22 protein-coding genes and 1 riboswitch are annotated in these 24,345 nt (G+C 37.2%); of the genes, 17 read left to right on the top strand and 5 right to left on the bottom strand.

The window, feature by feature from the left end; translation table 11 throughout:
• The first annotated feature begins 88 nt into the window (after positions 1-88).
• Genes MHI10_RS18595 through MHI10_RS18585 form a run of 3 tightly spaced genes read left to right on the top strand, consistent with a single transcriptional unit; the run spans position 89 to position 3,471 of the window.
• Entirely contained in the window at positions 89-1,321 is a 1,233-nt protein-coding gene (locus tag MHI10_RS18595; RefSeq protein WP_340788074.1) for a DEAD/DEAH box helicase, read from the top strand.
• A gap of 3 nt (positions 1,322-1,324) precedes the next feature.
• On the top strand, positions 1,325-2,554 hold the full coding sequence (locus MHI10_RS18590; RefSeq protein ID WP_340788072.1) for an aminopeptidase: 1,230 nt from the start codon (positions 1,325-1,327) through the stop codon (positions 2,552-2,554).
• A 38-nt stretch (positions 2,555-2,592) separates the two neighbouring features.
• On the top strand, positions 2,593-3,471 hold the full coding sequence (locus tag MHI10_RS18585) for an SGNH/GDSL hydrolase family protein (RefSeq protein WP_340788069.1): 879 nt from the start codon (positions 2,593-2,595) through the stop codon (positions 3,469-3,471).
• A 53-nt stretch (positions 3,472-3,524) separates the two neighbouring features.
• Here MHI10_RS18585 and MHI10_RS18580 read toward each other — a convergent pair whose 3' ends face one another.
• Positions 3,525-5,168, bottom strand: coding sequence for a glutathione ABC transporter substrate-binding protein (locus tag MHI10_RS18580; RefSeq protein ID WP_340788066.1), 1,644 nt, complete (start codon positions 5,166-5,168; stop codon positions 3,525-3,527).
• 394 nt (positions 5,169-5,562) lie between these two features.
• Between MHI10_RS18580 and nikC the strand changes: the two genes are divergently transcribed.
• From nikC to MHI10_RS18550, 6 genes are all read left to right on the top strand, one after another.
• Entirely contained in the window at positions 5,563-6,456 is an 894-nt protein-coding gene (nikC, locus tag MHI10_RS18575; protein WP_445683196.1) for a nickel transporter permease, read from the top strand.
• Positions 6,457-6,468: 12 nt separating this feature from the next.
• Complete coding sequence (locus MHI10_RS18570) at positions 6,469-7,422, top strand: ABC transporter permease (RefSeq protein ID WP_340788062.1); 954 nt, start codon at positions 6,469-6,471, stop codon at positions 7,420-7,422.
• A 22-nt stretch (positions 7,423-7,444) separates the two neighbouring features.
• Positions 7,445-8,482 (top strand): ABC transporter ATP-binding protein, encoded by a 1,038-nt coding sequence (locus MHI10_RS18565; protein WP_340788060.1) that lies wholly within the window; start codon positions 7,445-7,447, stop codon positions 8,480-8,482.
• Entirely contained in the window at positions 8,454-9,464 is a 1,011-nt protein-coding gene (locus MHI10_RS18560; RefSeq protein WP_340788059.1) for an ABC transporter ATP-binding protein, read from the top strand. Before MHI10_RS18565 ends, MHI10_RS18560 begins: the two co-directional genes overlap by 29 nt.
• A 132-nt stretch (positions 9,465-9,596) precedes the next feature.
• A complete protein-coding gene (locus tag MHI10_RS18555; RefSeq protein WP_340788057.1) occupies positions 9,597-10,760 on the top strand; it encodes an exonuclease SbcCD subunit D in 1,164 nt (387 codons plus the stop codon).
• Positions 10,761-13,817, top strand: a complete 3,057-nt coding sequence (locus MHI10_RS18550) for an SMC family ATPase (protein ID WP_340788056.1) — start codon at positions 10,761-10,763, stop codon at positions 13,815-13,817.
• A gap of 250 nt (positions 13,818-14,067) precedes the next feature.
• On the opposite strand, the gene MHI10_RS18540 is transcribed toward MHI10_RS18550, so the two are convergent.
• On the bottom strand, positions 14,068-14,394 hold the full coding sequence (locus MHI10_RS18540) for a hypothetical protein (RefSeq protein WP_340788052.1): 327 nt from the start codon (positions 14,392-14,394) through the stop codon (positions 14,068-14,070).
• A 125-nt stretch (positions 14,395-14,519) separates the two neighbouring features.
• Positions 14,520-14,627: riboswitch (TPP riboswitch) on the top strand.
• An 86-nt stretch (positions 14,628-14,713) separates the two neighbouring features.
• On the opposite strand from MHI10_RS18540, the gene thiT reads away from it, so the two are divergent.
• The 6 genes from thiT to MHI10_RS18510 all read left to right on the top strand — a co-directional run bounded on the left by thiT (position 14,714) and on the right by MHI10_RS18510 (position 19,965).
• Positions 14,714-15,325 (top strand): energy-coupled thiamine transporter ThiT, encoded by a 612-nt coding sequence (gene thiT / locus MHI10_RS18535; RefSeq protein WP_340788050.1) that lies wholly within the window; start codon positions 14,714-14,716, stop codon positions 15,323-15,325.
• A 146-nt stretch (positions 15,326-15,471) separates the two neighbouring features.
• Positions 15,472-16,224: a type I methionyl aminopeptidase gene (gene map / locus MHI10_RS18530; protein ID WP_340788049.1), complete on the top strand. Its 753-nt coding sequence runs from the start codon at positions 15,472-15,474 to the stop codon at positions 16,222-16,224.
• Positions 16,225-16,568: 344 nt separating this feature from the next.
• Complete coding sequence (locus MHI10_RS18525; protein ID WP_340788048.1) at positions 16,569-17,414, top strand: polyphosphate kinase 2 family protein; 846 nt, start codon at positions 16,569-16,571, stop codon at positions 17,412-17,414.
• Positions 17,415-17,495: 81 nt separating this feature from the next.
• Positions 17,496-18,050, top strand: coding sequence for a GNAT family N-acetyltransferase (locus tag MHI10_RS18520; protein ID WP_340789283.1), 555 nt, complete (start codon positions 17,496-17,498; stop codon positions 18,048-18,050).
• A 90-nt stretch (positions 18,051-18,140) separates the two neighbouring features.
• Positions 18,141-19,049: an ATP-binding cassette domain-containing protein gene (locus tag MHI10_RS18515; protein WP_445683231.1), complete on the top strand. Its 909-nt coding sequence runs from the start codon at positions 18,141-18,143 to the stop codon at positions 19,047-19,049.
• On the top strand, positions 19,033-19,965 hold the full coding sequence (locus MHI10_RS18510) for an ABC transporter permease (RefSeq protein ID WP_340788042.1): 933 nt from the start codon (positions 19,033-19,035) through the stop codon (positions 19,963-19,965). The genes MHI10_RS18515 and MHI10_RS18510 overlap by 17 nt, the downstream gene beginning before the upstream one ends.
• 82 nt (positions 19,966-20,047) lie before the next feature.
• Here MHI10_RS18510 and MHI10_RS18505 read toward each other — a convergent pair whose 3' ends face one another.
• The 3 genes from MHI10_RS18505 to MHI10_RS18495 form a co-directional block, all read right to left on the bottom strand.
• On the bottom strand, positions 20,048-20,620 hold the full coding sequence (locus MHI10_RS18505) for a beta-class carbonic anhydrase (RefSeq protein WP_340788039.1): 573 nt from the start codon (positions 20,618-20,620) through the stop codon (positions 20,048-20,050).
• 161 nt (positions 20,621-20,781) lie between these two features.
• Entirely contained in the window at positions 20,782-20,979 is a 198-nt protein-coding gene (locus MHI10_RS18500) for a hypothetical protein (RefSeq protein WP_340788038.1), read from the bottom strand.
• 173 nt (positions 20,980-21,152) lie between these two features.
• The gene (locus MHI10_RS18495; protein ID WP_340788037.1) at positions 21,153-22,388 is read right to left on the bottom strand and encodes an aminopeptidase; all 1,236 of its coding nucleotides are present in this window, start codon (positions 22,386-22,388) and stop codon (positions 21,153-21,155) included.
• Positions 22,389-22,586: 198 nt separating this feature from the next.
• Between MHI10_RS18495 and motA the strand changes: the two genes are divergently transcribed.
• Positions 22,587-23,387, top strand: coding sequence for a flagellar motor stator protein MotA (motA, locus tag MHI10_RS18490; protein ID WP_340788034.1), 801 nt, complete (start codon positions 22,587-22,589; stop codon positions 23,385-23,387).
• Positions 23,371-24,135 (top strand): flagellar motor protein MotB, encoded by a 765-nt coding sequence (gene motB, locus MHI10_RS18485; protein WP_340788032.1) that lies wholly within the window; start codon positions 23,371-23,373, stop codon positions 24,133-24,135. The genes motA and motB overlap by 17 nt, the downstream gene beginning before the upstream one ends.
• The last annotated feature ends 210 nt before the right edge of the window (positions 24,136-24,345 follow it).

Here is a 24,345-nt window from a genome sequence, read left to right as displayed (position 1 = left end):
TAAAATTGAAACAAGCGATACGAAATTCACATTAAAAATCAATGGAATATGGTACACTAAACGCAACGAACTTAAGGTGGTAAAAAACATGTCAGCAATAAACTTATTAAATGAAACATTACAAAATAAATGGTCTTTTGAAACAACAATGAAAATTCAAGAAGAAATGATTCCCGCTATGCTTGAAGGAAAAGATGTAGTCGCGGAATCGCCAACAGGCTCAGGGAAAACACTTGCATACACATTGCCGATTTTAAATAAAGTAGATGGCTCTAAAAAGCAAACGCAAGCATTAATTGTGGCACCATCACAAGAACTCGCAATGCAAATTGTCGAAGTGATTCGTGATTGGACAGCGGGAACAGAAATTACAGTTCAACAATTAATTGGTGGGGCAAACTCAGCTCGCCAAATTGAAAAGCTGAAGAAAAAACCAACGATTGTTGTCGGTACACCAGGTCGTCTAAATGAATTAGCGCGCCAAGGAAAGCTAAAGTTAAAGGAAATTGAAACGATTGTATTAGATGAGTGCGATCAATTATTAAGCCGAGAATACCGAGTAGTTGTGAAGTCATTTATCGAAGGATCTGCTTTCGGACGTCAAGTCGTTGTCGTTTCTGCTACGATTACGGAGGAAATTAAGATGGTAGCCGAGCGCTTTATGTTCGAGCCAATCGAAATCGAAATCAAACCAGAAGATATGGTGAAGTTCGGTAAAGTCGTGCATTCTTTCGTAAAAATCGAAGAGCGTGATAAAACGGATATGTTGCGCCGTTTATCAAATATTGAAGGGCTGCGCGGCTTAGCATTCGTCAATAATATCGACCAAGTATTAATGAAACAAAATAAATTAACTTACCGCGATGCACCAATTGTTGCGTTGCATTCAGAGATGAAAAAGGATGAACGTAAAGCTGCATTAGATGCTTTCCGAAAAGGGGATGCGCGTATTTTAATTGCAACAGACATTGCAGCACGTGGTTTAGATATTTCTGGATTAACACATGTTATTCATGTTGATGTGCCACGTACGATTGAGCAATATACGCATCGCTCAGGTCGTACAGGTCGTGCAGGGGCAGATGGAGAAGTATTAACATTACTTTCTTATCGCGATGAAAAAACATATAAAAAATGGGTGCGTGATTTATCACAAAAGGCTGTACAAAAAATATGGCATCAAGGGGAATTTATTGAGGGGAATTCAAAAACGGTTTCAGCGAAAAAAGAAGCTCCTAAAAGCACAAGTGTGCAAAAGCCTTACAAATCAAAAACAGGTAATAAAGGAATGACATTCAGTAAAACAAAAAAGGGGAAATAAGCGATGACATTTGCAGAAAAGTTAGAGCAATATGCAGAGTTAGCTGTACGTATTGGCATCAATGTACAAAAAGGACAATACGTATTAATTAATACTTCAACTGAAACGTTAGACTTTACAAGAATTGTTGTAAAAAAGGCATATGAAGCAGGCGCGGGTCGCGTACATGTTAATTTGACAGATGCTAGCTTTGAGCGCTCCTACTTTGAAAATGTATCAATAGAAGAAACAACGAACTTCCCAAAATGGATTGTTGCGCAGCGTGAGGAATTAATCGAGCGCAAAGGGGCACTTTTATGGATTGAAGCAGATGATCCCGATTTATTAGCAGGGATTGATGTTGAGAAAATCGGTGCACAGCAAAAGGCATCAGGTACTGCACTTGTCAATTACCGAAAAGCTGTCATGAATGATGATATTGCTTGGTCAATTATTGCGATCCCATCAGCAAAATGGGCTGCTAAAGTATTCCCGCAATTACCGGAAGAAGAACAAGTACCTACATTATGGGATGCAATCTTTAAAACCGTTCGTATCGGTGAAGGGGATGCTGTAGCGAAATGGCAGCAGCATATTGAAAGTTTAGAAAATCGTGCAGCACAATTAAATAACAAAAAGTATCAACTTTTACATTATAAAGCGCCAGGTACAGACTTGAAAATTGCACTTCCGGATAAGCATTTATGGGTGAGTGGAAGTAGTAAATCTCCAGATGGCACAACGTTTATCGCAAATATGCCGACAGAGGAAGTATATACATTACCAGCAAAGTTTGGTGTGAATGGTATTGTCTCGAATACGAAGCCACTTGTTTATAAAGGCAATATTATTGATGACTTTACATTAACATTTGAAAACGGCAAAATTATTAAAGCAGAAGCAAAAGTAGGGCATGCGTTACTTCAACAGCTTATTGCTACGGATGAAGGCTCTGCTTATCTAGGGGAAGTGGCATTAGTGCCGCATGAGTCACCGATTTCAGCTTCGAATATTTTATACTACAATACATTATTTGATGAAAATGCATCGAATCACCTTGCTATTGGTGAAGCTTATCCAACTTGTTATGAAGGCGGTAGAGCGCTTGAGGCAGGTCAATTGGAGGCACTTGGCATAAACCAATCATTTTCACATGAAGACTTTATGATTGGTAGTGCGAATATGGATATTGATGGGGTTTTAGCTGATGGAACGGTAGAACCGATTTTCCGTAAAGGAAATTGGGCGTTCTAACTTATTCAGGGGATAGTTGTGATAAAGGAGGTGTGTCCATGCGCCGATTTACTATATTAACAGCGTTATTTTTATTCATGATGCCATTTCGTACTGAGGCTAAGGAGCAAGAAGTATATGTAGCAATAGGTGATTCATTAGCGGCTGGACAAACGCCTTATTCTCAAATTGATGCAGGCTATACCGATTTTATTGCACTACAGCTTCAGCGAAATGGCAAGTTAGCTCATTTCACAAAGGAACTTTCTTTTCCGGGTTACCGAGTGGAAAATGTACTGGAAAGTGTGCAATCTGAAAAAGCCGATATGCTATTAAAAGATGCAACGTTAATAACGGTTTCAGCGGGGGCGAATAATTTGCTCCCACTCATATCGTATAATGCTAATGCAGGAACACTCGCATTTTCACAGCTTTCAGCCAATTTCGCATTAAATGAAGTGCGAATTCAAATGCGACAATTACTGGAGCTATTACGTGAAAAAGCACCTGCTGCAGAAATTTACGTGATGGGCTACTACTTTCCATATGTAAGTGTTCATGAAGAGCAAGCAGAAGGGGCTATTACATCGTTAAACATGTTAAATCGTATATTACAACAAGAGACAGAACAGGCGAATGCTCATTTTGTCGATGTGTATGATGCGTTTAATGAACGTGCGCAGTCATATTTACCCAATCTCTCTGACATTCATCCAATCCAACAGGGCTACCGCTTAATGGCCAATCAAATGTTAGAACAGTATAGTGGCAATTCGTCATTCGAAATGCGAAAAGAAGCGATGCCACAGCCGGATCCTTTAACGTTTGAGGAAATATTACAGTTAAGAAATGATGTAGTAGAGGATAAGGTGTCTGCGCCCAAGCTATATGTGGCATCACCTCATATGCCCAATAAACCACAGCCATTACCAATATAAAAAACACATCCTTACCGATAATGCATTCGGAATGGATGTGTTTTTTGTTTCAATTATTTGTTAAGTGTTACATCGCCTAATTGATAAATACCGTCTGAACCTACATTGAAGCCAGAAACTTTATCAGACACACCTGTTAAGTAAGCTGGGTGTAATACGAATGCCATTGGCGAATCGTCTGAAATTTTTTGTAATGCTTCTTTATAAATTGCTTCACGAGCAGCTGGATCTGCTTCGCGTCGACCATTATCAAGTAATGTATCTACTTCTGCGCTTGTGTAGAATGAACGGTTACCTGCTTCACCATGTTGAGAAGAGTGGAATAATGCATATAGACCGTAGTCTGCATCATTTGTAGAGTTCGACCAACCTAAGATGAACATATCATGCTCACCAGCAGCTGTTTTCTCTAAGTACGCACCAAACTCTAACACTTCGATAGTTGCAGTGATGTTCAGTTTCTTTAATTCTTCTTGTAAAACGATTGCTACTTGTTGACGAACTGGATTATCATTCGTCCAAATTGTTGTAGTGAAGCCATCTGCATAACCTGCTTCAGCAAGTAAAGCTTTTGCCTCATCTAAATTATATTCCATTGAAGTTACATCTTCTGTGTATCCGAAAATACCAGGTGATAGTGGACTAATAGCTGGAATACCATAACCTTCATAAATACCATCGATTAATTTTGTACGGTCAATTGTTTTAGAGATGGCTTGACGTACTTTAGCATCGTCGAATGGTTTCTTTTGTGTATTAAAACCAATATAAGTTAAAGAAGAAGATGGTGTTTCTAATACAGAAGCATCTTCAAAAGAGTTAACGTTTGCAACTTGGCTAGGGTCTACAAGACCAATAATATCTGCATAACCAGATTGTAATTCAGCAACACGAGTAGCTCCTTCTGGAACAACTTTGAATGTTACAGTATCAATATTTGCTGGAGTACCAGCGTATTCTGCAAATTTTTCTAATTTAATTTCAGTACCTGGTGCCCATGAAACAAATTTGAATGGACCAGTACCTACTGGATTTGTTGAAACTACTGAACCAGCAAGTACAGCACCATCAGCTTCCATAGCAGCATAGTCAGCTGCGATTGATTTCGGACTGATAACACCACCACCATTATGCGTTAAGTGTGCAAGTAATGGAGTGAATGGATATTCAGTAACGAATTGAATTGTATTTTCGTCGATTACTTTAATATCAGTTACCATCTCGAATAGGAATGCACGAGGAGAGGCAACTTTAGGATCTAAAATACGATCGAAAGAAGTTTTTACAGCTTCCGCGTTGAATGCTTCACCATCATGGAACGTAACGCCTTGCTTTAATTTGAATTCCCAAGTTAATTCATCAACTTGCGTCCAAGATTCTGCTAAACCAGGAGCTAAGTCACCGTTTGAATCACGGACAACTAAAGTCTCATAAAGATTTGATTGTACGTTTGAAGAAGATACGTCATTTGAACCATGTGGATCTAATGAACTAGCGTCTGATTGTTCTGCGATGATTAAATCGCCACCAGCAGCTGCTGGAGTGTCTTCAGTTTTACCAGAATCTGTATTTTCCCCAGACTTAGTATCACCGTCTTTAGTAGATGAGTCTTTGTCGTCTCCGCCACAAGCTGCTAATACTAGCACTAGTGTAAACGTAAGAAGCATCATCCATAGTGATTTTTTTGAAAATGCCATGTTGGAAATCCCCCTGTGCAATATATTTTAGAATATTACAAAAATGTAAACTCTTTTTAAAGAATAGCATAGCGTCTAAATAGCATCAATAATAAAAAAGATAAAATAAATTTTAAAGAGAAAATACGAGTTTTATATAGAAAAATTGTATAATAATTTTATATTCAGAAATATTATAAGAACGCAGATTTCATATGTAGTTAGTGGAATTTAATATAGCGGAAAATATTATTTCGAGATAATTAAAATTCAGAAAACATTAAAATGATAAAATTTTCTGAATTTTATTAGAAAATTATTATGTTGAAAAATAATGTTTTAACTATATATACTAGAATCTATACAAAATTATTAGAATTTTGAGTTTACGTTACATTTGAAAGGGTGATTGATATTGAGTACACAGACAGAAAAAAGTCCTGTCATTGGGAAAAAAAGTAGTCCTCGTTCGGAAGCTTTTAAAACATTTATGAAGCGATTATTGAAAAACAAGGCTGCTGTTATTGGTGGACTTGTCATACTGTTCATCATTTTAGTTGGAATAATCGGTCCTTTTTTGCTGAAAACGGATCCTAATGCACAAGATATTCTCAACAAGTTACAACCACCTTCAAAAGAGCATTGGTTTGGAACGGATAACTTTGGACGAGATATTTTTACGCGTGTTGTATTTGGAACAAAACTGACATTAAAAGTTGGATTTTTATCTGTTTTAATCGGTGGTATTATCGGGATTGTATTAGGAATTGTTTCAGGTTATTACGGTGGAATCATCGATACGCTTATTATGCGTGTTATGGATGTATTATTAGCGTTCCCCGGTATTTTACTAGCTTTAGCAATCGTTTCAGTTTTAGGTGGAAGCTTAACGAACGTAATTATTGCGGTAGGTATTTTCTCAGTTCCAGCATTTGCTCGTATTGTGCGGGGATCAACCTTACAAGTAAAAAAACTCGAATATATTGATGCGGTAAGGGCATTAGGTGCCTCGGATGGACGAATTATTTTCAAACATATTTTACCGAATATTTTGTCTCCAATTATCGTGCAAGCAACGATGCGTATTGCAACGGCAATTTTAACAGCATCTGGTTTAGCCTTCCTAGGTTTAGGTGCACAGCCACCAGCGTCGGAGTGGGGAGCGATGCTAAGTGATGGTCGCGCTTACATGCATAATGCGAGCCATATGGTGATGTTCCCGGGGATGATGATTGTCATTGTTGTATTAGCATTTAATATATTCGGAGATGGATTACGCGATGCACTTGATCCAAAAATGAAGCAATAGGAGGAATGATGAATGACTAAATATATTATCCGTCGTTTACTACAAACGATTCCTGTTTTATTAGGCGTTTCTATTTTAGTATTTTCATTGATGTTCCTTATTCCTGGTGACCCTGCGCAAGTAATGGCTGGAGAAGGTGCATCTGCACAAACGGTTGAAAATTTACGTGAAAAGCTTGGATTAAATGATCCGGCTTATGTACAATACGGTCGCTTTTTAAGCAATGCGTTACAAGGGGATTTAGGGAATTCAATTCGCAGCGGTCGCCCTGTAATGGATGAGATACAAGCACGTTTTTGGGTAACGCTCGAGGTGGCCATTTACTCGACAATTTTAGCGGTATTTATAGGGTTAATTGCAGGGATCATTTCTGCTGTGCGCCATTATACGCTAACAGACGTTTCGATTATGATTGTCGCTTTATTCGGTTTATCGATGCCGAACTTCTGGCTTGGTTTACTATTAATTCAGTGGTTTGCACTTGGTAATTTGCCATTTGACATTCCATTCCCAGAGATTTTAAAAATGCGTCCATCGGGTTGGGGCGATACATGGCGTCAAATGGTGCTACCAGTTATTACACTCGGAACAGGGGGAGCTGCAATTATCGCACGTATGACTCGTTCTTCCATGCTTGAAGTTATCGGTCAAGATTACATACGTACTGCACGTGCCAAAGGGGTATCAGAGCGAGTTGTTATTTATCGCCATGCGTTAAAAAATGCGTTAATTCCAGTTGTTACGATTATCGGGTTAGAGTTTGGTGGTTTCCTAGGTGGAGCTGTATTAACAGAAACAATTTTTGCGATTAACGGGATGGGTCGTTTGACGATTGATGCGATTCGACAGCGAGATTTCCCAATTGTTCAAGGAACGGTACTCGTCATTTCGCTGTTATTCGTACTCGTTAACTTACTCGTAGATATTTCATATAAGTTCTTAAATAAACGGATTGACTTGAATTAGTAGAAGAAAAGAGGTGTGGCAAATGAATGAAATGGAAAATATTTTAGTCGTCAACAATTTACAAACAACATTTAAAACAGATGCAGGAGATGTGCGCGCCGTTGATGGTGTAAGTTTTACGGTTCCAAAAGGGAAAACAATTGGAATTGTAGGAGAGTCTGGTTCAGGAAAAAGTATTACGTCACTGACAATTTTACGTTTACTCGCTTCAAACGGTAGAGTAAATGGTGGAGAAGTTCTTTTTAAAGGTAAAGATTTATTAAAATTACCTGAAAAAGCGATGCGAGAAATTCGTGGAAATCAAATTTCGATGATTTTCCAAGAGCCGATGACATCTTTGAATCCTGTTTATACTGTCGGTCAGCAAATCGGAGAAACGATTCAAATTCATAAAAAGGTAGGAAAAAAAGAAGCAATCCAACAATCAATAGAAATGCTGAAATTAGTAGGTATTCCTTCTCCTGAAAAGCGCGTAAAGCAATATCCGCATGAGCTTTCAGGGGGGATGCGTCAGCGTGTTATGATTGCAATGGCACTTGCTTGTGACCCGGAAATCTTAATTGCGGATGAACCAACGACGGCACTTGACGTTACGATTCAAGCGCAAATTTTGGAGTTAATTAAAGATTTACAAAATCGTTTGGGCATGTCGGTTATTATGATTACCCATGATTTGGGCGTCGTTGCAGAGACGTGTGATTATGTAGCGGTTATGTATGCTGGTCAAGTAGTAGAGTATTCAGATGTGCGTTCGTTATTTAAAAATCCGAAGCATCCGTATACATTAGGCTTATTAAATTCATTGCCACGTCATGATATCGAGCAAGAGAAATTAATTCCGATTAAAGGGATGGTGCCGAGTCCGCATGAAATGCCTGTTGGATGTCGTTTTGCACCGCGTTGCCCAGTTGCCACGGAGCTTTGTCATAATAAACAGCCGCTACTATTAAATACAAATGATACAAATGCAGAGCAAATCCGATGCTGGATGTTTTCTGATGAATGGGATGGAGATTCGGAGGTGACGCTATATGGCGAAAAAAGAACTATTAAAGGTTGAGGGATTAAAGCAGTACTTCCCAATAAAAGGTGGCTTTTTAGGTCGTACAGTGAATCACGTAAAAGCGCTAGATGGCATTTCATTTACAGTATACGAAGGTGAAACAGTTAGTATTGTAGGAGAATCGGGCTGTGGTAAATCAACAACAGGACGTGCGATTTTACGTTTAGAAGAACCGACAGAGGGGTCTGTTACATTCCAAGGAACAGATTTAACGAAAATTTCTAAAGGGGAAATGCGCAAATTCCGTAAAGATTTACAAATTATATTCCAAGATCCTTACGCTTCGATTAATCCGCGTCAAACGGTAGCAAGTGTATTAAATGAAGCGATGCACATTCAAAATGTATTACCAGCAAATGAACGCCGTGCACGCATTGAAGAATTATTAGAAACTGTAGGCTTACGTCCATATCAAGCAGATCGTTATCCGCATGAGTTTTCCGGTGGTCAACGTCAGCGTATCGGAATTGCACGTGCTTTATCAGTCGATCCAAAGCTTATTATTTGTGATGAAGCAGTATCAGCGCTAGATGTATCGATTCAGGCGCAAGTATTAAACTTGTTAGAAGAGTTGCAAGATGAATATGGATTAACATACCTTTTCATATCACATGACTTAGGGGTTGTACGTCACATTTCAGACCGTATTATCGTTATGTACTTAGGGAAAATTGTGGAGATTGCAGATAAAACAAGCTTATTTGAAAATCCACAGCACCCTTATACGAAGGCGTTATTATCAGCCATTCCAGTGCCAGATCCAGATGCGGTTAAAAATCGTATCGTCCTTAAAGGAGATGTCCCGTCACCAATTGATCCGCCAGCAGGATGTCGATTCCATACGCGTTGTCCTTTTGCGACGGAAAAATGCCGTACAGAAGAACCACTACTGCGCACGACATCTGCAATGAAAGGCGGGCATGAAGCGGCATGTCACTATATCGAAGAAATTGCAGCAGGGACAATGACTGAAAAGTAATAACTAATATGTACCACACTAGACGAAGAAAATTTCGTTTAGTGTGGTTTTTTTGCCTAGTATTATAGTGCGAGTTGTGTCTTGCCAATAACGTCGTGTACACTATGGATAATAAAGTGAGGGGGTAATTTTATGAAAATTTTTCACACGGCAGATTGGCATTTAGGAAAACTTGTGCAAGGTGTATCAATGGTTGCAGATCAACAACATGTTTTGCAACAATTTATTGAAGATATTCGAACAGAAAAACCAGATGTCATTATTATTGCAGGGGATTTATATGACCGTTCAGTTCCCCCAATCGAGGCAATTCAATTGTTAAATACAACATTGCAGCAAATATTAATTGAAGAGAAGACACCAATTATCGCGATTGCTGGTAATCATGATAGCGCGACACGTTTAAACTTTGGTAGCGAGTTGATGAAGGTAAGTGGTTTACATATTATTGGTCATTTAGAAAAAGTAATTGAGCCAGTCATTTTACAGGATGCTTACGGGGAAGTTCATTTTTATTTAGTGCCTTTTGCAGAGCCATCAATGGTCCGGGCAATTTATGAAGATGAAACGATTACAACGCATGAAGCAGCAATGGCTAAAATTATTGACCAAATAAAAATGACGCTCGACCCTACAAAACGCAATATTATCGTTGCCCACGCTTTTGTTACGAAGGATGGTTTGCCTGAAGCAAATACGAGCGATTCTGAACGCAAGCTTACAATTGGAGGAACAGAGTGTATCAATTCGGCATTATTTGAGCCGTTTTGTTATACCGCTTTAGGTCACTTACATCAGGCGCATTTCGTTGCAAATGAAACGATTCAATATGCAGGCTCCCCACTTAAATATTCTGAATCAGAAGTCAATCACAATAAAGGCTTTACAATTGTGGACTTACAGGAAAATGGAGAAGTAATTTTGGAACGTCGACTTTTGACAGCAATCCGTGAAATGAAAATTGTGACAGGTATGTTAGAAGATATATTGCAACATTCCCGTAGTGAGGATTACGTTTTTGTAAAACTAGTAGACGAAAGTTATGTGAAAGGTGCAACAGAGCTTGTTCGTACCGTATATCCGAATGCGCTACATATAGAAAGAACGGCTGTTTATCGTCAAATGGAACAGCAAACATCAACAATGAGTCGTGTTGAAATGGATGATTCTGAGCTGTTTGAATTATTTTATAGCGAAATGACGGGAAAACCATTAAGTGATGAAGCAAAGGAAATTTATACAGATGTATTGCAACAAATACTCGATAGTGAACGAGAATCACAGGAGGTGCTATAAATGAAGCCGCTAAAGCTGTCTATGAGTGCATTTGGTCCTTATAAAGAGAAGGAAGTCATTGATTTTACAAAGCTACATGAACATGGCATTTTTGTCGTTTCTGGATCTACGGGTGCAGGAAAAACGACGATTTTTGATGCGATTACGTTTGCTCTTTATGACTCAGGTAGTGGTGAGGACCGGGAAAAATCATTCTTTTTAAGAAGTGATTTTGCAGAACCGGAAATGGATACGGAAGTCGAGCTTATTTTTGAAGTAAGGGGTCGAATTTATCGAATTTGGCGTAAATTTGGACATGATGGAGCGAGTGCAAAACGGGAATTTTATGATATTACGGGTGGGAAAGAGGTACCTGCTGTTGAGAAATTTCAAGTGAAGCTTGTCCAGTCAAAGGTTGAGGAACTTATCGGATTAACACAATCACAGTTTAATCAAATTGTTATGCTGCCACAAGGAGAATTCCAAAAGCTATTAACTTCTGAATCGAAGCATAAAGAAGAAATTTTCCGCAAGATTTTTAAAACAGAGCGATTTACAAAAATGGTCGAGCTATTAAAAGATAAAAAGAAACTTGCGGAAAATATGTACGATCAGGCAAAAATGCAACAGGATCAGACTATTTATGAAATAAAAAATAGATTGCCTGAGCGTGAATCTGAGCTTTTTGCAATAATTAATGGTGATGCCATCAATATGTATCAAGTTGAACAAGCATTAGCTGTGGAAGAACAGCATTATGTAACGTTAGCAGCCGAGCTAAATAGTCGTTATGAGGTGTTGAAGAAAGATTTAAAGCAGCAAAATGAACAGTTTAGTGAGCAGAAAATTCTAAATGACCGTATTGAGAAATTTAAGCAACGCCAAATTCAATTAGCCGAATTAAAGCAGCGGGAAGCTTATTTTGGGGAACAAGCTAATCAAATTGAATTGGCGGTAAAAGCGAGTCAAATTACGCCTTTTGAACGTGATTATGAGCGAGCAAAAACGCAACTATCATTGGCAAAAGAAACGTTGGTACGTGCAACGACTGAACAAACAAATGCACAAGAGCTATTATCTCAAGCGTCAATCAGCTTTGATGAGCAACAAAAACAAGCCCCATTACTCACAACGTATGCTAAAACCATTTCACAATTGGAACAAATTTTACCGATTTATCGTTCCATGGATGATATTAAATTAGCAGTCAACAAGTTGGAAAGTGAAAAGGGGAAGGCGGAAAAGTTGTTTGCTGAATTGTCAGCTGAGCAACTAGATTTAACAGGGAGAAAAACAAATCAACAAGCGCTCATTAAACAGTTAGAAGACGATATTGTTCCTTATCAGAAAACATTTGAAGAACATGCGGATATCGTACAAAAAATAAACAATATAAAAGAAACAATTCAGTTATCAAATAGCGTACAAGCATTGCAAGATGGAGTTTCTCAAAAGCAAAAAGTTGCCGAAGATGCACAACAACAAGTAAAGCAAGTGGAGCAACAAATCCGTCAAAACCAAGCGGCATTTATTGCGTCTACATTAATAGCCGGAGAAGCTTGCCCAGTATGTGGTAGTTTTGAACATCCAACTGTGCATAATCAAGAAACAGCGGTGGTTGAAGAACATGTTGTGGATGACTTGCGAAAAAATGCAGAACATATGCTGCAACAATATTATCAGGTGAAATCGAAGCTCGATATTGAGTTAAGAAATTTACAATTAAAGCAGAAGCAGCTTGACGAACAACAAGTAACGATCGATGCGCTATTACAATATGAACAAACGACAAACGAGTTGGCACAAGCATTGCAAAAAATGAAGCAGCAACAGGCACAATTAGTAACAGAAAAACAAACGCAAGAAGTGCTTGCTAAACAGCTAGAGGCATTGCAAACTCGTATAGATAAAGGGCGTACTTATGTAACGAATGTAAATACGCAATTAGCTCTGGAACAAGGAAAACTAGAGCAAAGTGAAAAGTCGATGCTGCCACAATTTACAACGGTGCAACAAGTGAATGCAGCATTACAGGCGGAGCAATTGAAGCATGAAACTTTAAAAAGGGAAATTGACCAAGCTACCCAACATCTACAACAAGCACAATTAAAAGAAAAAACATGTGCAGCAAATTTTGAACATGCTAAGGGGCGGGAAATTGACCAGCTTCAAGAGGAATCAAAGGCGAAATCAGAATATTTATTAGCGCTAGAAAATGCCGAGTTTGCAGACGAGACAAGCTATAAAAATTCGATTTTAACGATGGAAGTCCAGCAACAAATACGTCAAAAAATTGAAGAGTTCCGACAAAAGATGCATACAATTGCCGTTCAAATCGCGGAAGATTCTGCTCAATTAGCAGGGAAAGAACCTGTTGATTTAACGGCATGGGCGCAGAAAATTAATGAATTGAATGAACAATTTGAGAAGCTATATGCAGACTTTAAACAGGCTGAATCATATGTAGAGCAATGCCGAACAACGAAAATTCGACTGCAAAAAGTAGCAACTGAAATTGAGCAATATAAAGAAAAGTTAATTCAAGTAGAGCAAATTTATGATGTCATACGTGGCCAAAATGAAGCGAAAATTTCATTTGAACGCTTTGCACAAATTGGTTATTTAGAAAAAGTGACACATGCAGCGAATGAGCGATTGCGTGTGTTATCGAATGGTCAATATTTCTTAAAGTCAACGGGACGTAAGGAAGGAAATGCGCAAAGTGGACTAAGCATTGATGTATTTGACAGTAATACAGGGCAAACGCGCGATGTTAAAACACTTTCTGGCGGGGAAAAATTCAATGCTTCACTTGCCCTTGCATTAGGAATGGCGGATGTTATTCAAAGTGTGCAAGGAAGCGTCCACATTGATACGATGTTTATTGATGAAGGCTTCGGAACATTAGATGAGGAATCACTCCGAAAAGCGATTGATATTTTAATCGATTTGCAACAAACAGGGCGATTAATTGGTGTCATTTCACATGTTGCCGAATTAAAAGCAGCAATGCCAGCCATATTACAAGTGCAAAAGCTAAAAGAAGGGCATAGTAAAACGGAGATTATTATAAAATAAGAACACAGAAAAACCATTTTGACGGCGTGCAAAATGGTTTTTTATGCATATATAAATGGTATCCAGCAATTATGTTCACATTTTTAGATGCTTTGACTTTGATCGATTATCAATTAATTTTCTGACGATTGGATATACAATAGGTGCATATTTAATGGCGGTTTTTATTATTTTTTTTAGCTTCATAATGGAGCACTCCTTTAGCTTCTTTTATTGGATTTTATAATTAGTATGTCCAATTTAAAAAACATTAACGCAATACTTTAATGGCTTGCACTAAGTTCCAAATGGCAATGGAAATGAATAGAAGAAGGTACAAAATAAAAATAATTGCGGAAAGTAAAAAAGTATTTCCATTAAAAGAGGTTGTATATAATGCGAAAAATGATGCTGAAACAAATAATAGTAAAAATATAATACCTAAAACGAACGGGACTGAATGTGAAATAAAAGCGCGTTTGGCATGAGAGCGAACAACTTGTTCCTTACTCACCAAAAATATAAATAACGGGACAATGAATGGCGCAAAAAAGATACTTAAATAGCCAATTGCACTCAAACCTTTTGAATTATCCAAAAAGGTCAACTCCTTTACTTTTATATTCGAAAATGTACTAAGTTATCGAGCCGTAACAAAAAAATATAGTATTGATAATTTTACTACAACTGGATATAATTGAGTAGTCTGAACAATTAAAAAGATGTAACCACAAGGGGTGCCAAATTTGTTGGCTGAGATTGTGCACGTAATGCACGGACTCTTTGAACCTGTAAGTTAACACTTGCGTAGGGATGTGGATAGAAACCGACTAATAAACGATAGTCAGGCTCTGTCCTGCTATCGTTTTTTTCTATTCCTTCTCACTTTTTACATCGAAAAAAGGAGGAGATTTATTTTGGACAAAAAGAAATTATTAATGATGGTGGAAATTGCAATTTTTGCTGCCATCGGGCTAGTGTTAGACCAGTTTTCGTTTAGCTTGTGGGCACAAGGTGGATCCATTAGCTTTGTCATGCTACCTATCGTATTAATGGCGATTCGTTGGGGCATAGTAGCAGGTTTGGCAACAGGGTTAATTATTGGGATTTTACAAATGGCATTCGGTGCCTTTATTGCACATTGGGTACAGGCACTACTTGATTACGGTATTGCTTTTACAGTGGTGGGGTTAGCTGCTATTGTACGCAAACCATTACTTGAAGCATCACAAGCATTAAACAAAGCGAAAATGACGACTTATATTGTCATCGGAATTTTCATCGGTGGATTTTTACGATTCAGCGCACACCTAATAGCAGGTGTTGTATTCTTTAAGGAATATGCAGGTGATGAAAATGTATGGAAATATTCAATCATTTATAACACTTCGTATATGCTACCAGCAACGATTTTAACAGCTATAGTAGCGGTATTATTATTCACTACTGCGCCAAGATTATTAAAAACGTTTGACTCAATTAAAGGGAAATCCCCAGCTTCAATTAATGAAAGTTCAACATCCAGCTGACGGTACAATCGATAAAATAAATAACTAAAAATGGAGGAGTGTCTCGAATTGGGGACACTCTTTTTATTGGTAGGTAGGAATTTTCGCCATGTTGCAATATATGTTATAGTGTAGGGTAGACATTATTAGAAGGAAGGAAGTTTAACATGATTGTTACAACTCAAGAAGAAATCCAAGCGTTTAAAAAGATTGGTCGCATATGCGCGGAGATTCGTGAGGCGATGAAGCTTGCGACAGTTCCGGGTGTTACTACGAAAGAATTGGATGAAATTGCAGGGCGCATGTTTGCGGAAGCAGGAGCCATTTCAGGACCAAAAGGGGAATATGATTTCCCAGGATACACTTGTATTAGTGTTAATCATGAGGTAGCACATGGTATTCCAGGTTCAAAGAAAATCCAAGAAGGTGACATCGTTAATATTGACGTTTCAGGATCTTTAGACGGCTATTTTGCAGATACAGGGATTTCTTTCGTAGTTGGTGAAGGCTATGAAGATAAAGAGAAATTATGTGCAGTAGCAAAATCAGCGCTTGAGCGTGCGTTTACAAAAGTAAAAGCTGGTTCAAAATTAAACCAAATTGGTAAAGCAGTAGAACGCGAAGCACGCGATCACGGTTTAACGGTTATTATGAACTTAACAGGCCACGGCTTAGGTAAATCTTTACATGAAGCACCTGACCATATTTTAAATTATTACGACGCATGGGATACGACAATTATGAAAGAGGGAATGGTCCTTGCAGTAGAGCCATTCATCTCGGCAAAAGCAGAGCATATTGTGGAATCAGGTGACGGCTGGACATTCGTAACACCAGATAAATCATTAGTTGCCCAAATTGAGCATTCCATTATTGTTACAAAAGATAAACCAATTATTTTAACAATGTTAGAAGACTAATAAAAATCGTAACGGCATTTTTTAGCCGTTACGATTTTTTTGTAATTTATTATTTTATATGGACTTTTGATTGGGAATTGCACATTGAAAATACTAATAATTGAAAAGCTAAAAGCATAAATTGGTAAGAAGCATACTTAAATAAAAACTAGTGGAATTAGAAGGTGAAAAGACCGGTATTCAAATAAAATAATGTATGTCCAATTTGTATTTATATTAAAAAGTAAAACCATCCTTCCGTTTACAAAGAAATATGTGTAAAAAAGCACAAACGAACGAAAATTACCAAATTCAGATAATTTCAAGTAAACTAATAGTAGTTGAACAAGGGGAGGATGAAAAAGATGAAGCAATTAAAGGATTTGGATTTATCATTAGAATTAGATAAGAAAATGTACAAGAAAAAGTTGAAAGTTCTACAATATGAAATGCTAAATGCGCAACAGTTTTTATTTAATAATAAAATCGGATTAATTTTAGCTTTTGAAGGGATGGATGCAGCTGGTAAGGGTGGCGCGATTAAACGTTTAACAGAGCGTATCGACCCACGAGGCCTAGTTGTACACCCTATTTCAGCCCCACAACCACACGAGCTTCGTTACCATTATATGCACCGTTTTTGGCGTAAGTTGCCACAGCATGGTCAAATCGCGATATTTGACCGTTCTTGGTATGGTCGTGTACTCGTTGAACGAATTGAAAAATTTGCGACTGAAGATGAATGGAAACGCGCTTACGAAGAAATAAATAATTTTGAAGCACAATTAACAGATGGTGATTATATCATGATGAAATTCTGGATTCACATTGATTCAGAGGAGCAATTAAAGCGCTTCAATGATCGTGCAGAAGATCCGTATAAATCATGGAAATTAACGGATGAAGATTGGCGCAATCGTGAAAAATTTGATTTGTATAGTGAAGCAGCAGATGAAATGTTTGCAAAAACGGATACAGAAGATGCACCGTGGCATTTAATTTCAGGAAATAATAAATTCCATGCGCGTGTTCAAGTATTAAAAGAGATTATTGAACATATTGAAAAAGAAGCTACGCGCAGAGGCTTGCAGATGACAAATGTTTTTGAAACACAACAAGCGGCTGAGGAAGAAGTTGTTGCAACTATTGAATTACCAGTAAATACAAAGGAACGAAAGAAAAGTAAAAAAAGAAAACAAGTTAAAAAGTAATAATGTCCTTTATATTGGTGAATACGTAGGTGAATTGTGATGAAAAGTTTATTTAATTTATTTCAAAAGAAAGGTGATCCAATGGTACGACTTGTTGGACAGCAGTGTTTGTTGCGTACCTTTATTGAATCCGATGCAAAGGCACTCGCTAAGTTGCTTTCAGATAATAAGTTTTTTTGGTCAGTCCATGAGCCACTACATCGGGATGAATATTATACAGAGGTAACACAGTATAATAAAATTTTAGAAAGTATCCAACTTTTGCAAGCAAATAGAGAATTTTCATTTGGAATATATGATCTACAATCACAGCAGCTTATCGGTCATATTTCGCTGTATGCTATTAAACGTTTACCGTATTCAAGTGGCTTTATTGGTTATTCAATAGATAAAAATTTTATAGGTAGAGGGATTGCAACAGAGGCGGTCAATATTTTGTTAAGGTTTGCTTTTCAAACAATTAATTTACATCGTGTGGAGGCATATGTTTCTCCGCAAAACTTAGCATCTGTTCGTGTATTGGAAAAAGCAGGCTTTGAACAGGAAGGGTTACTAAGGGATTTATTATTTATTAATGGAAAATGGGAAGACCACTATATGTATGCATTGCTCCAACAGGATTTCAAAAAAAAGTAAAATAATGCAACCTTTCTTAATCTGGAACGTAGATTAGGAAGGGTTATTTTACTTCCTTAAAATTACTAATTATTAGAAGGGTGGCTTTATATAATGAAACCAATCGTACAAGTGAAAAATTTATCAAAGACGATTAAAAATAAGCGCATTATTAAAGATTTGAGTATCGATTTTTTTCCAGGTCAAATTACAGGATTTCTAGGACCGAATGGCGCGGGAAAAACGACGACAATTCGAATGATGACAGGACTTATGCATCCTACTGCTGGGGAAGTTATCATTGATGGTAAGTCATTAGCCAAAAATTATGAGTCTGCAATAAATCAGGTTGGCGTAATTGTCGAAAATCCAGAAATGTATAAATTTATGAGCGGCTATAAAAACCTCCAACATTTTGCACGCATGCATGAAGGCGTGACAAAAGGGCGAATTGATGAGGTCATTCGTCAAGTAGGGTTAGAAAAAAGGATTAATGAAAAAGTAAGCACGTACTCGTTAGGAATGCGCCAACGTTTAGGATTAGCACAGGCCCTTTTACATCGACCAAAATTTTTAATTTTAGATGAACCGACAAATGGTTTAGACCCAGCAGGTATTCGTGAGTTTCGAATGCATTTACGCCATATCGCACAAACAGAAGGGGTTTCGATCGTTGTTTCGAGTCACCTACTGTCTGAAATAGAGTTGATGTGTGACCGTGTAGCTATTATTCAAAACGGGGAATTAATCGATATTAAAGAAATTAACGCATCGGAATCAAGCATGTATTATATCGAGGCAGAGCCAAAAGAAAGATTCATGCAATTACTTGATGGTTATACAATATCAGCTTATGAAAATGGTTTTAATGTAGAAATTCCAAAGCAACAAATCCCTGCATTATTGAAGAAACTTACTAGTGAAGTTGAGGTTTATGCAGTTCAACCGAATAATAAAACATTAGAGGATCAATTCCTTGAAATGACAGGTGGAGGTGCAATCGATGAAATTAGTCGTTAATGAATGGGTTAAATTATGGGCGAAAAAGAGTACATGGGTCATGCTTATACTGATGTTACTGTTAGTCATCGTACCAGCGGCAGCTATAAAATATTATGATGATCCAGTAAATGAGGGTTGGCAGCAAAGTTCACAACAATTGATTACTGATTTTGAGAAGATAATTGAAGAAGACGATTTAAACGAATCTACAGGTAGCTATTATTATGAACGGATTATGATTGAGGAATACCGCCTTGAACATAATATTGCACCTAATGGAACAACGATGGATACATTCATGAGTAGTACGTTAGAAGTGGTGTCCATGGTTATTACGATATTTATCGTAACTGTAGCAGCGGGAATTGTTTCAAGTGAATTTTCAACAGGCACAATTAAAATGCTGTTAACGAGACCTATTGCAAGGTGGAAAATCTTATTGTCAAAATTAGTAACGACGATTATTTTCGGATTAACGCTTTATATATCAGCGATTATTTTGTCTGCAATTCTTGGTGCTACTTTATGGGGGACAGCGTTGTCAACGCCATTAGAAGTTATTGAAGGACAAGTAGTACAAATGGATGTATGGTCAAGCTATTTTGAAATGTTCTTTTTATCATTTGGTAGCTTCTTTATGTCAATTTTCTTTGCATTTTTAATTGGTACTATTTTCAAATCAAGCTCACTTGCTATTGGCTTGACGTTATTTAGCTCGTTCATGAGTAATATTGTTGTCATGTTATTAAGCCGTTATGAGTTTATTAAGTTTGTATGGATTACGCATGTGAACTTAAGTCAATATGCAACAAACTATACACCGATGATACCGGGTACAACGTTAACTTTAGCCCTTACCGTTAATTTTGTTTATGCTGTTATTTTCTTAACCATTACATTTATCGTATTTAATAAACGAGATGTCACTGCGTAGTGAAGAAATACTTTTAGTGCCAAATTTAACCCCCACCACTTTGATGAAACATAAAATGGTGGGGGTGTTTCAATTTAAGTTTTTATTTTTTAGAGTAGCCATTACCATCTGAAACTAAATCGAGCTTTCCTGTACCTGGATCAATGACTAGTCCATGAATTGGAACCCCAACTGGCATTAATGGGTGGCTCCTTACTATATCGACACTTTTTAACACGCTCGTTGTCACATCACCAAAACCGCGCAACCACTGTTCTAAATCTACACCTGAGTAATTAATAATATCAATAGTTTCTTGCTTAATCCCACGTTCACACATATGCTCTAGCATTGCTTGTGGGTCAATTGCGCTCATCCCGCAGTCATAGTGACCAATTATATAAATTTCTTCAGCTTGTAATTCATAGACCGCAACAAGTAAACTACGCATAATACCACCAAATGGATGATTGACGATTGCCCCTGCACTCTTGACGATTTTTACATCCCCATTGCGTAAATTCATCGCTTTTAGTAATAATTCAACTAAACGAGTATCCATGCAAGATAAAATAACAATCTTCTTATCTGGATATTTCGTAGTAATGAATGGCTCATATTGTTTCTCTGTGACAAATTGTTCATTGAAATTTAAAATATTATTTAGTGATGACATATGTTGTAAACCCCTTTCGTTACAATTATTATTTTATATTTTTATTTAGATAATTCAAATAATAAATACATTACTTAAAGTAAATAGATTAAAAATAAGGGTACTTGTGCGAAAAATGAGCATAAAAAAACAACCGCTAAATAAGAAGCGGTTGTGAAAAATTAATGATGGTGACCATCTTTTACTTTTTCATTTGGAGCAAAAGCGCCTGCCTTTGTATCTACTAATACAGAATCATGCGCCTGTAATCCCATGCGTAAATACTGAATGAATAAAATTAAACAAATAAGAATTACAGCAGAGAATCCGAGAACTATTGTATAGTAATCAGATAAAAATGGGTGATGGTGATCAAACATTGTAGAAAACTCCTTTCTATTCGATAATTTAAGAATGATTACACCCAATTATAACCTAACCAATTGGAACATTGTAGGGGAATTTGTGTAATTTTTATAGAATAGAATGAAAGTATGGCAACATCTTGAAATTTTCTGACATCGATTAGAAGCCTAATTTCTGTTAGTAGAAGTTAGAACGCCCAGTTGCCATTCCGGAATACCGGTTCTAATTTCCCGTCTTCAGTAATTCCATCAATGTTCATTTGTGCAGAACCAATCATAAAGTCTACATGTGTAATACTTTGATTCAGCCCTTTTTCTAATAATTCCTCACGTGACATTGTTTTGCCGCCTTCTAAACAAAACGCATAAGCACTTCCGATTGCTAAGTGATTCGACGCATTTTCATCAAATAATGTATTGTAAAATAGAATGTTTGATTGTGAAATTGGCGATTGGAATGGAACGAGTGCAACTTCCCCTAAATAATGAGAACCTTCATCTGTTGCGACAAGGTTTTTTAATACATCTTCACCTTGTGCTGCTTCTACATTCACAATGCGCCCATCTTCAAATGTAAGTTTAAAGTTGTCGATAATATTGCCACCGTAGCTTAATGGTTTTGTACTAGAAACGAAGCCATTCACACCATCTTTTTGAGGTGTTGTAAATACTTCCTCTGTCGGGATATTGGCCATGAATTCCTCGCCTTTTTCATTGACACTGCCTGCACCACACCATAAATGTCCTTTTGGGAGCGTGATTGTTAAATCTGTTCCTGGAGCAGTGTAATGTAATTTTGCATAATTTTTATCATTTAAATAGTCTACTTTTTCGTGAAGTGTTTCATTATGTTTGGCCCAAGCGTCGATTGGATCTTCTAAGTCTGCACGTGTCGCTTTAAAAATCGCATCCCAAAGTGCATCGACTTGTTGATCTTCAGCTAATTCAGGGAAAACTTTTGCGGCCCATTGTTTTGATGGTGCGGCAATAACCGTCCAGCTAATTTTATCGGATTGCACATATTGTCGATATTTGCTTAATGCAGTACCTGAAGCCTTTTGGAATGTGGCAATGCGCTTTGAATCGACACCAGCAAGTAAATCAGGGCTTTGAGAAACGATATGCATAAATGCTGCCCCTTGCTCTGCTAACCATTCACGCTCTTGTATTTTCCATGGAGGGAAGAAGTCAAAAGAATCCTCAGGAGCTAATTCGTAACGAAGGCGAGCAACTTGATCATCCGTGTAATCAACAAAAACTTGTTTCGCTCCAACTTCATAGGCTAATTTTGTAACAATTTGTACAAAAGGTGCAGAATCAATAGAAGCAGCAATATATAAATATTGATTTGGTTGAATATTAACTCCTACTTTTACTGCTAATTCAGCGTAATTTGTTAAGTTTCTCTTAAAATTTAAGTTCATTTGAATCATTCCTCCAATTTAATTCCTATAAATTTTGGTAACCTTGATACATTGTAATCAAAAATGGCAAAATACGAAGAAAAATGTATTATTACATCGAAAAAAACAAAAATTGCCTATATACTAGTGTATAGGAAGTTAATAAAAAATAAAATAGACCGAAGTAATAAACAGACAAAGTAATTGGAGGAACTACATATGGATATTTCATCACTTGTTGGGATAATTGTAGCGTTTTTTGCACTACTACTTGGGATGTTCATGAAAGGTGTTACACCTGATGCATTATTGAACCCTGCCGCTATTTTAATTATCATTTTTGGAACAATTGCTGCAGTAACAATCGCATTCCCAATGAAGGAACTAAAGCGAGTTCCAAAACTTTTTAAAATTTTATTTACAGAAAAGAAATTGGCGAGTGACATTGATTTAATTAAAATGTTTTCTCAATGGGCTGATTTAGCTCGTCGTGAAGGGTTATTAGCTTTAGAAAGTAAAGCCTCAGAGGTAGAAGATCCTTTCTTAAAAAATGGTTTAACACTAGCCATTGATGGTCAAAATGCTGACTACATTCGAGATGTACTAACCGAAGAAGTAGAGGCAATGGAAGATCGCCATACTAGCGGTGCTCTTATCTTCACACAAGCCGGTACTTATGCTCCAACATTAGGGGTACTTGGTGCAGTAGTAGGACTAATCGCAGCATTAAAAGATATGACTGACATTGATAAGTTAGGTGTTGCGATTTCAGCAGCCTTCGTAGCAACGTTATTAGGTATCTTTACTGGTTATGTATTATGGCATCCATTTGCTAATAAGTTAAAGCGTAAATCTGCAATAGAAGTAAAGCAAAAGCGCATGATGGTTGAAGGGATTTTATCTGTTTTAGAAGGTGAAGCACCTCGTGTAATTGAGCAAAAATTAGCATCATACTTAACAATGGAAGAGCGTAAGCAAATTACGGAAAGCGGGGCGGGTGGCCTTGGCAAAGAGGCATAAAAGACAGAAAAAACAAGAAGAACATGTTGATGAATCATGGCTCGTACCATACGCCGATATTTTAACGTTACTTCTAGCCCTATTTATCGTATTATTTGCTTCAAGTACTGTTGATGAGAACAAATTGGAACAAATGTCTGCTGTATTTAATGACGTATTCAGTAGTGGTACGAGTGTTTTAGATTACCCTGCAGTTATTCAATCACCAGATAGCGTGTCACCAGATATTCAATCGGGTGCAACGAAATATTTGGAAGACCAAAAAGCTTTACAAGAAGTTCAGGAGCGAATGGATGAATTTATTGCGGTGAATGAGCTAGAGAAGTTATTTGAAACAAAAATGACGGATGAAGGTCTATTAATTACAATCCGAGATAGTGTTCTTTTTGATATGGGTAAAGCAAAAGTAAAAGATGAATATATGGCTATTGCGACTGACTTGTCGCAAATTGTTATGTTTGATCCACCGCGTAATGTCGTTGTAACAGGTCACACAGATAATGTGCCGATTCGAACGACTGAGTTTGAATCAAACTGGGAGTTATCTGTAATGCGCGCAGTGAACTTTATGAAAATATTAGTTAGTGACAATGAAGAGCTAGATGCAAATTATTTCAGTGTAAAAGGCTATGGTGAATTTAAACCGATTGCTACAAATGATACAGAAGATGGTCGTGCTCAAAACCGTCGAGTAGAAGTTCTTGTTCAACCTCGTGTGAATGAAGCAGGACAAGTAATAGTAGAGTAAAGTTAAGGAAGTGCTATTTTGATTCATTCAAAATAGCGCTTTTTTTGTGGTTATAAAGCTAGAAATTGGGGGAAACAATATAATACAGGTCGATAAATAGGAGGTTTTAATGATAATTGCCCGTTTTGATTTTTTGTAAGGAAAAAATGTTTGACAACCTCCAAACAAAAGTTTTATAATCTAAACAAATGTTTGATTTAGGGAGGTGAG

The organism is Solibacillus sp. FSL K6-1523 (assembly GCF_038005225.1).
Lineage (GTDB): Bacteria > Bacillota > Bacilli > Bacillales_A > Planococcaceae > Solibacillus.
The sequence above is the reverse complement of the archived record's forward strand: the minus strand, read 5'-3'. Positions and strand labels throughout refer to the sequence as shown.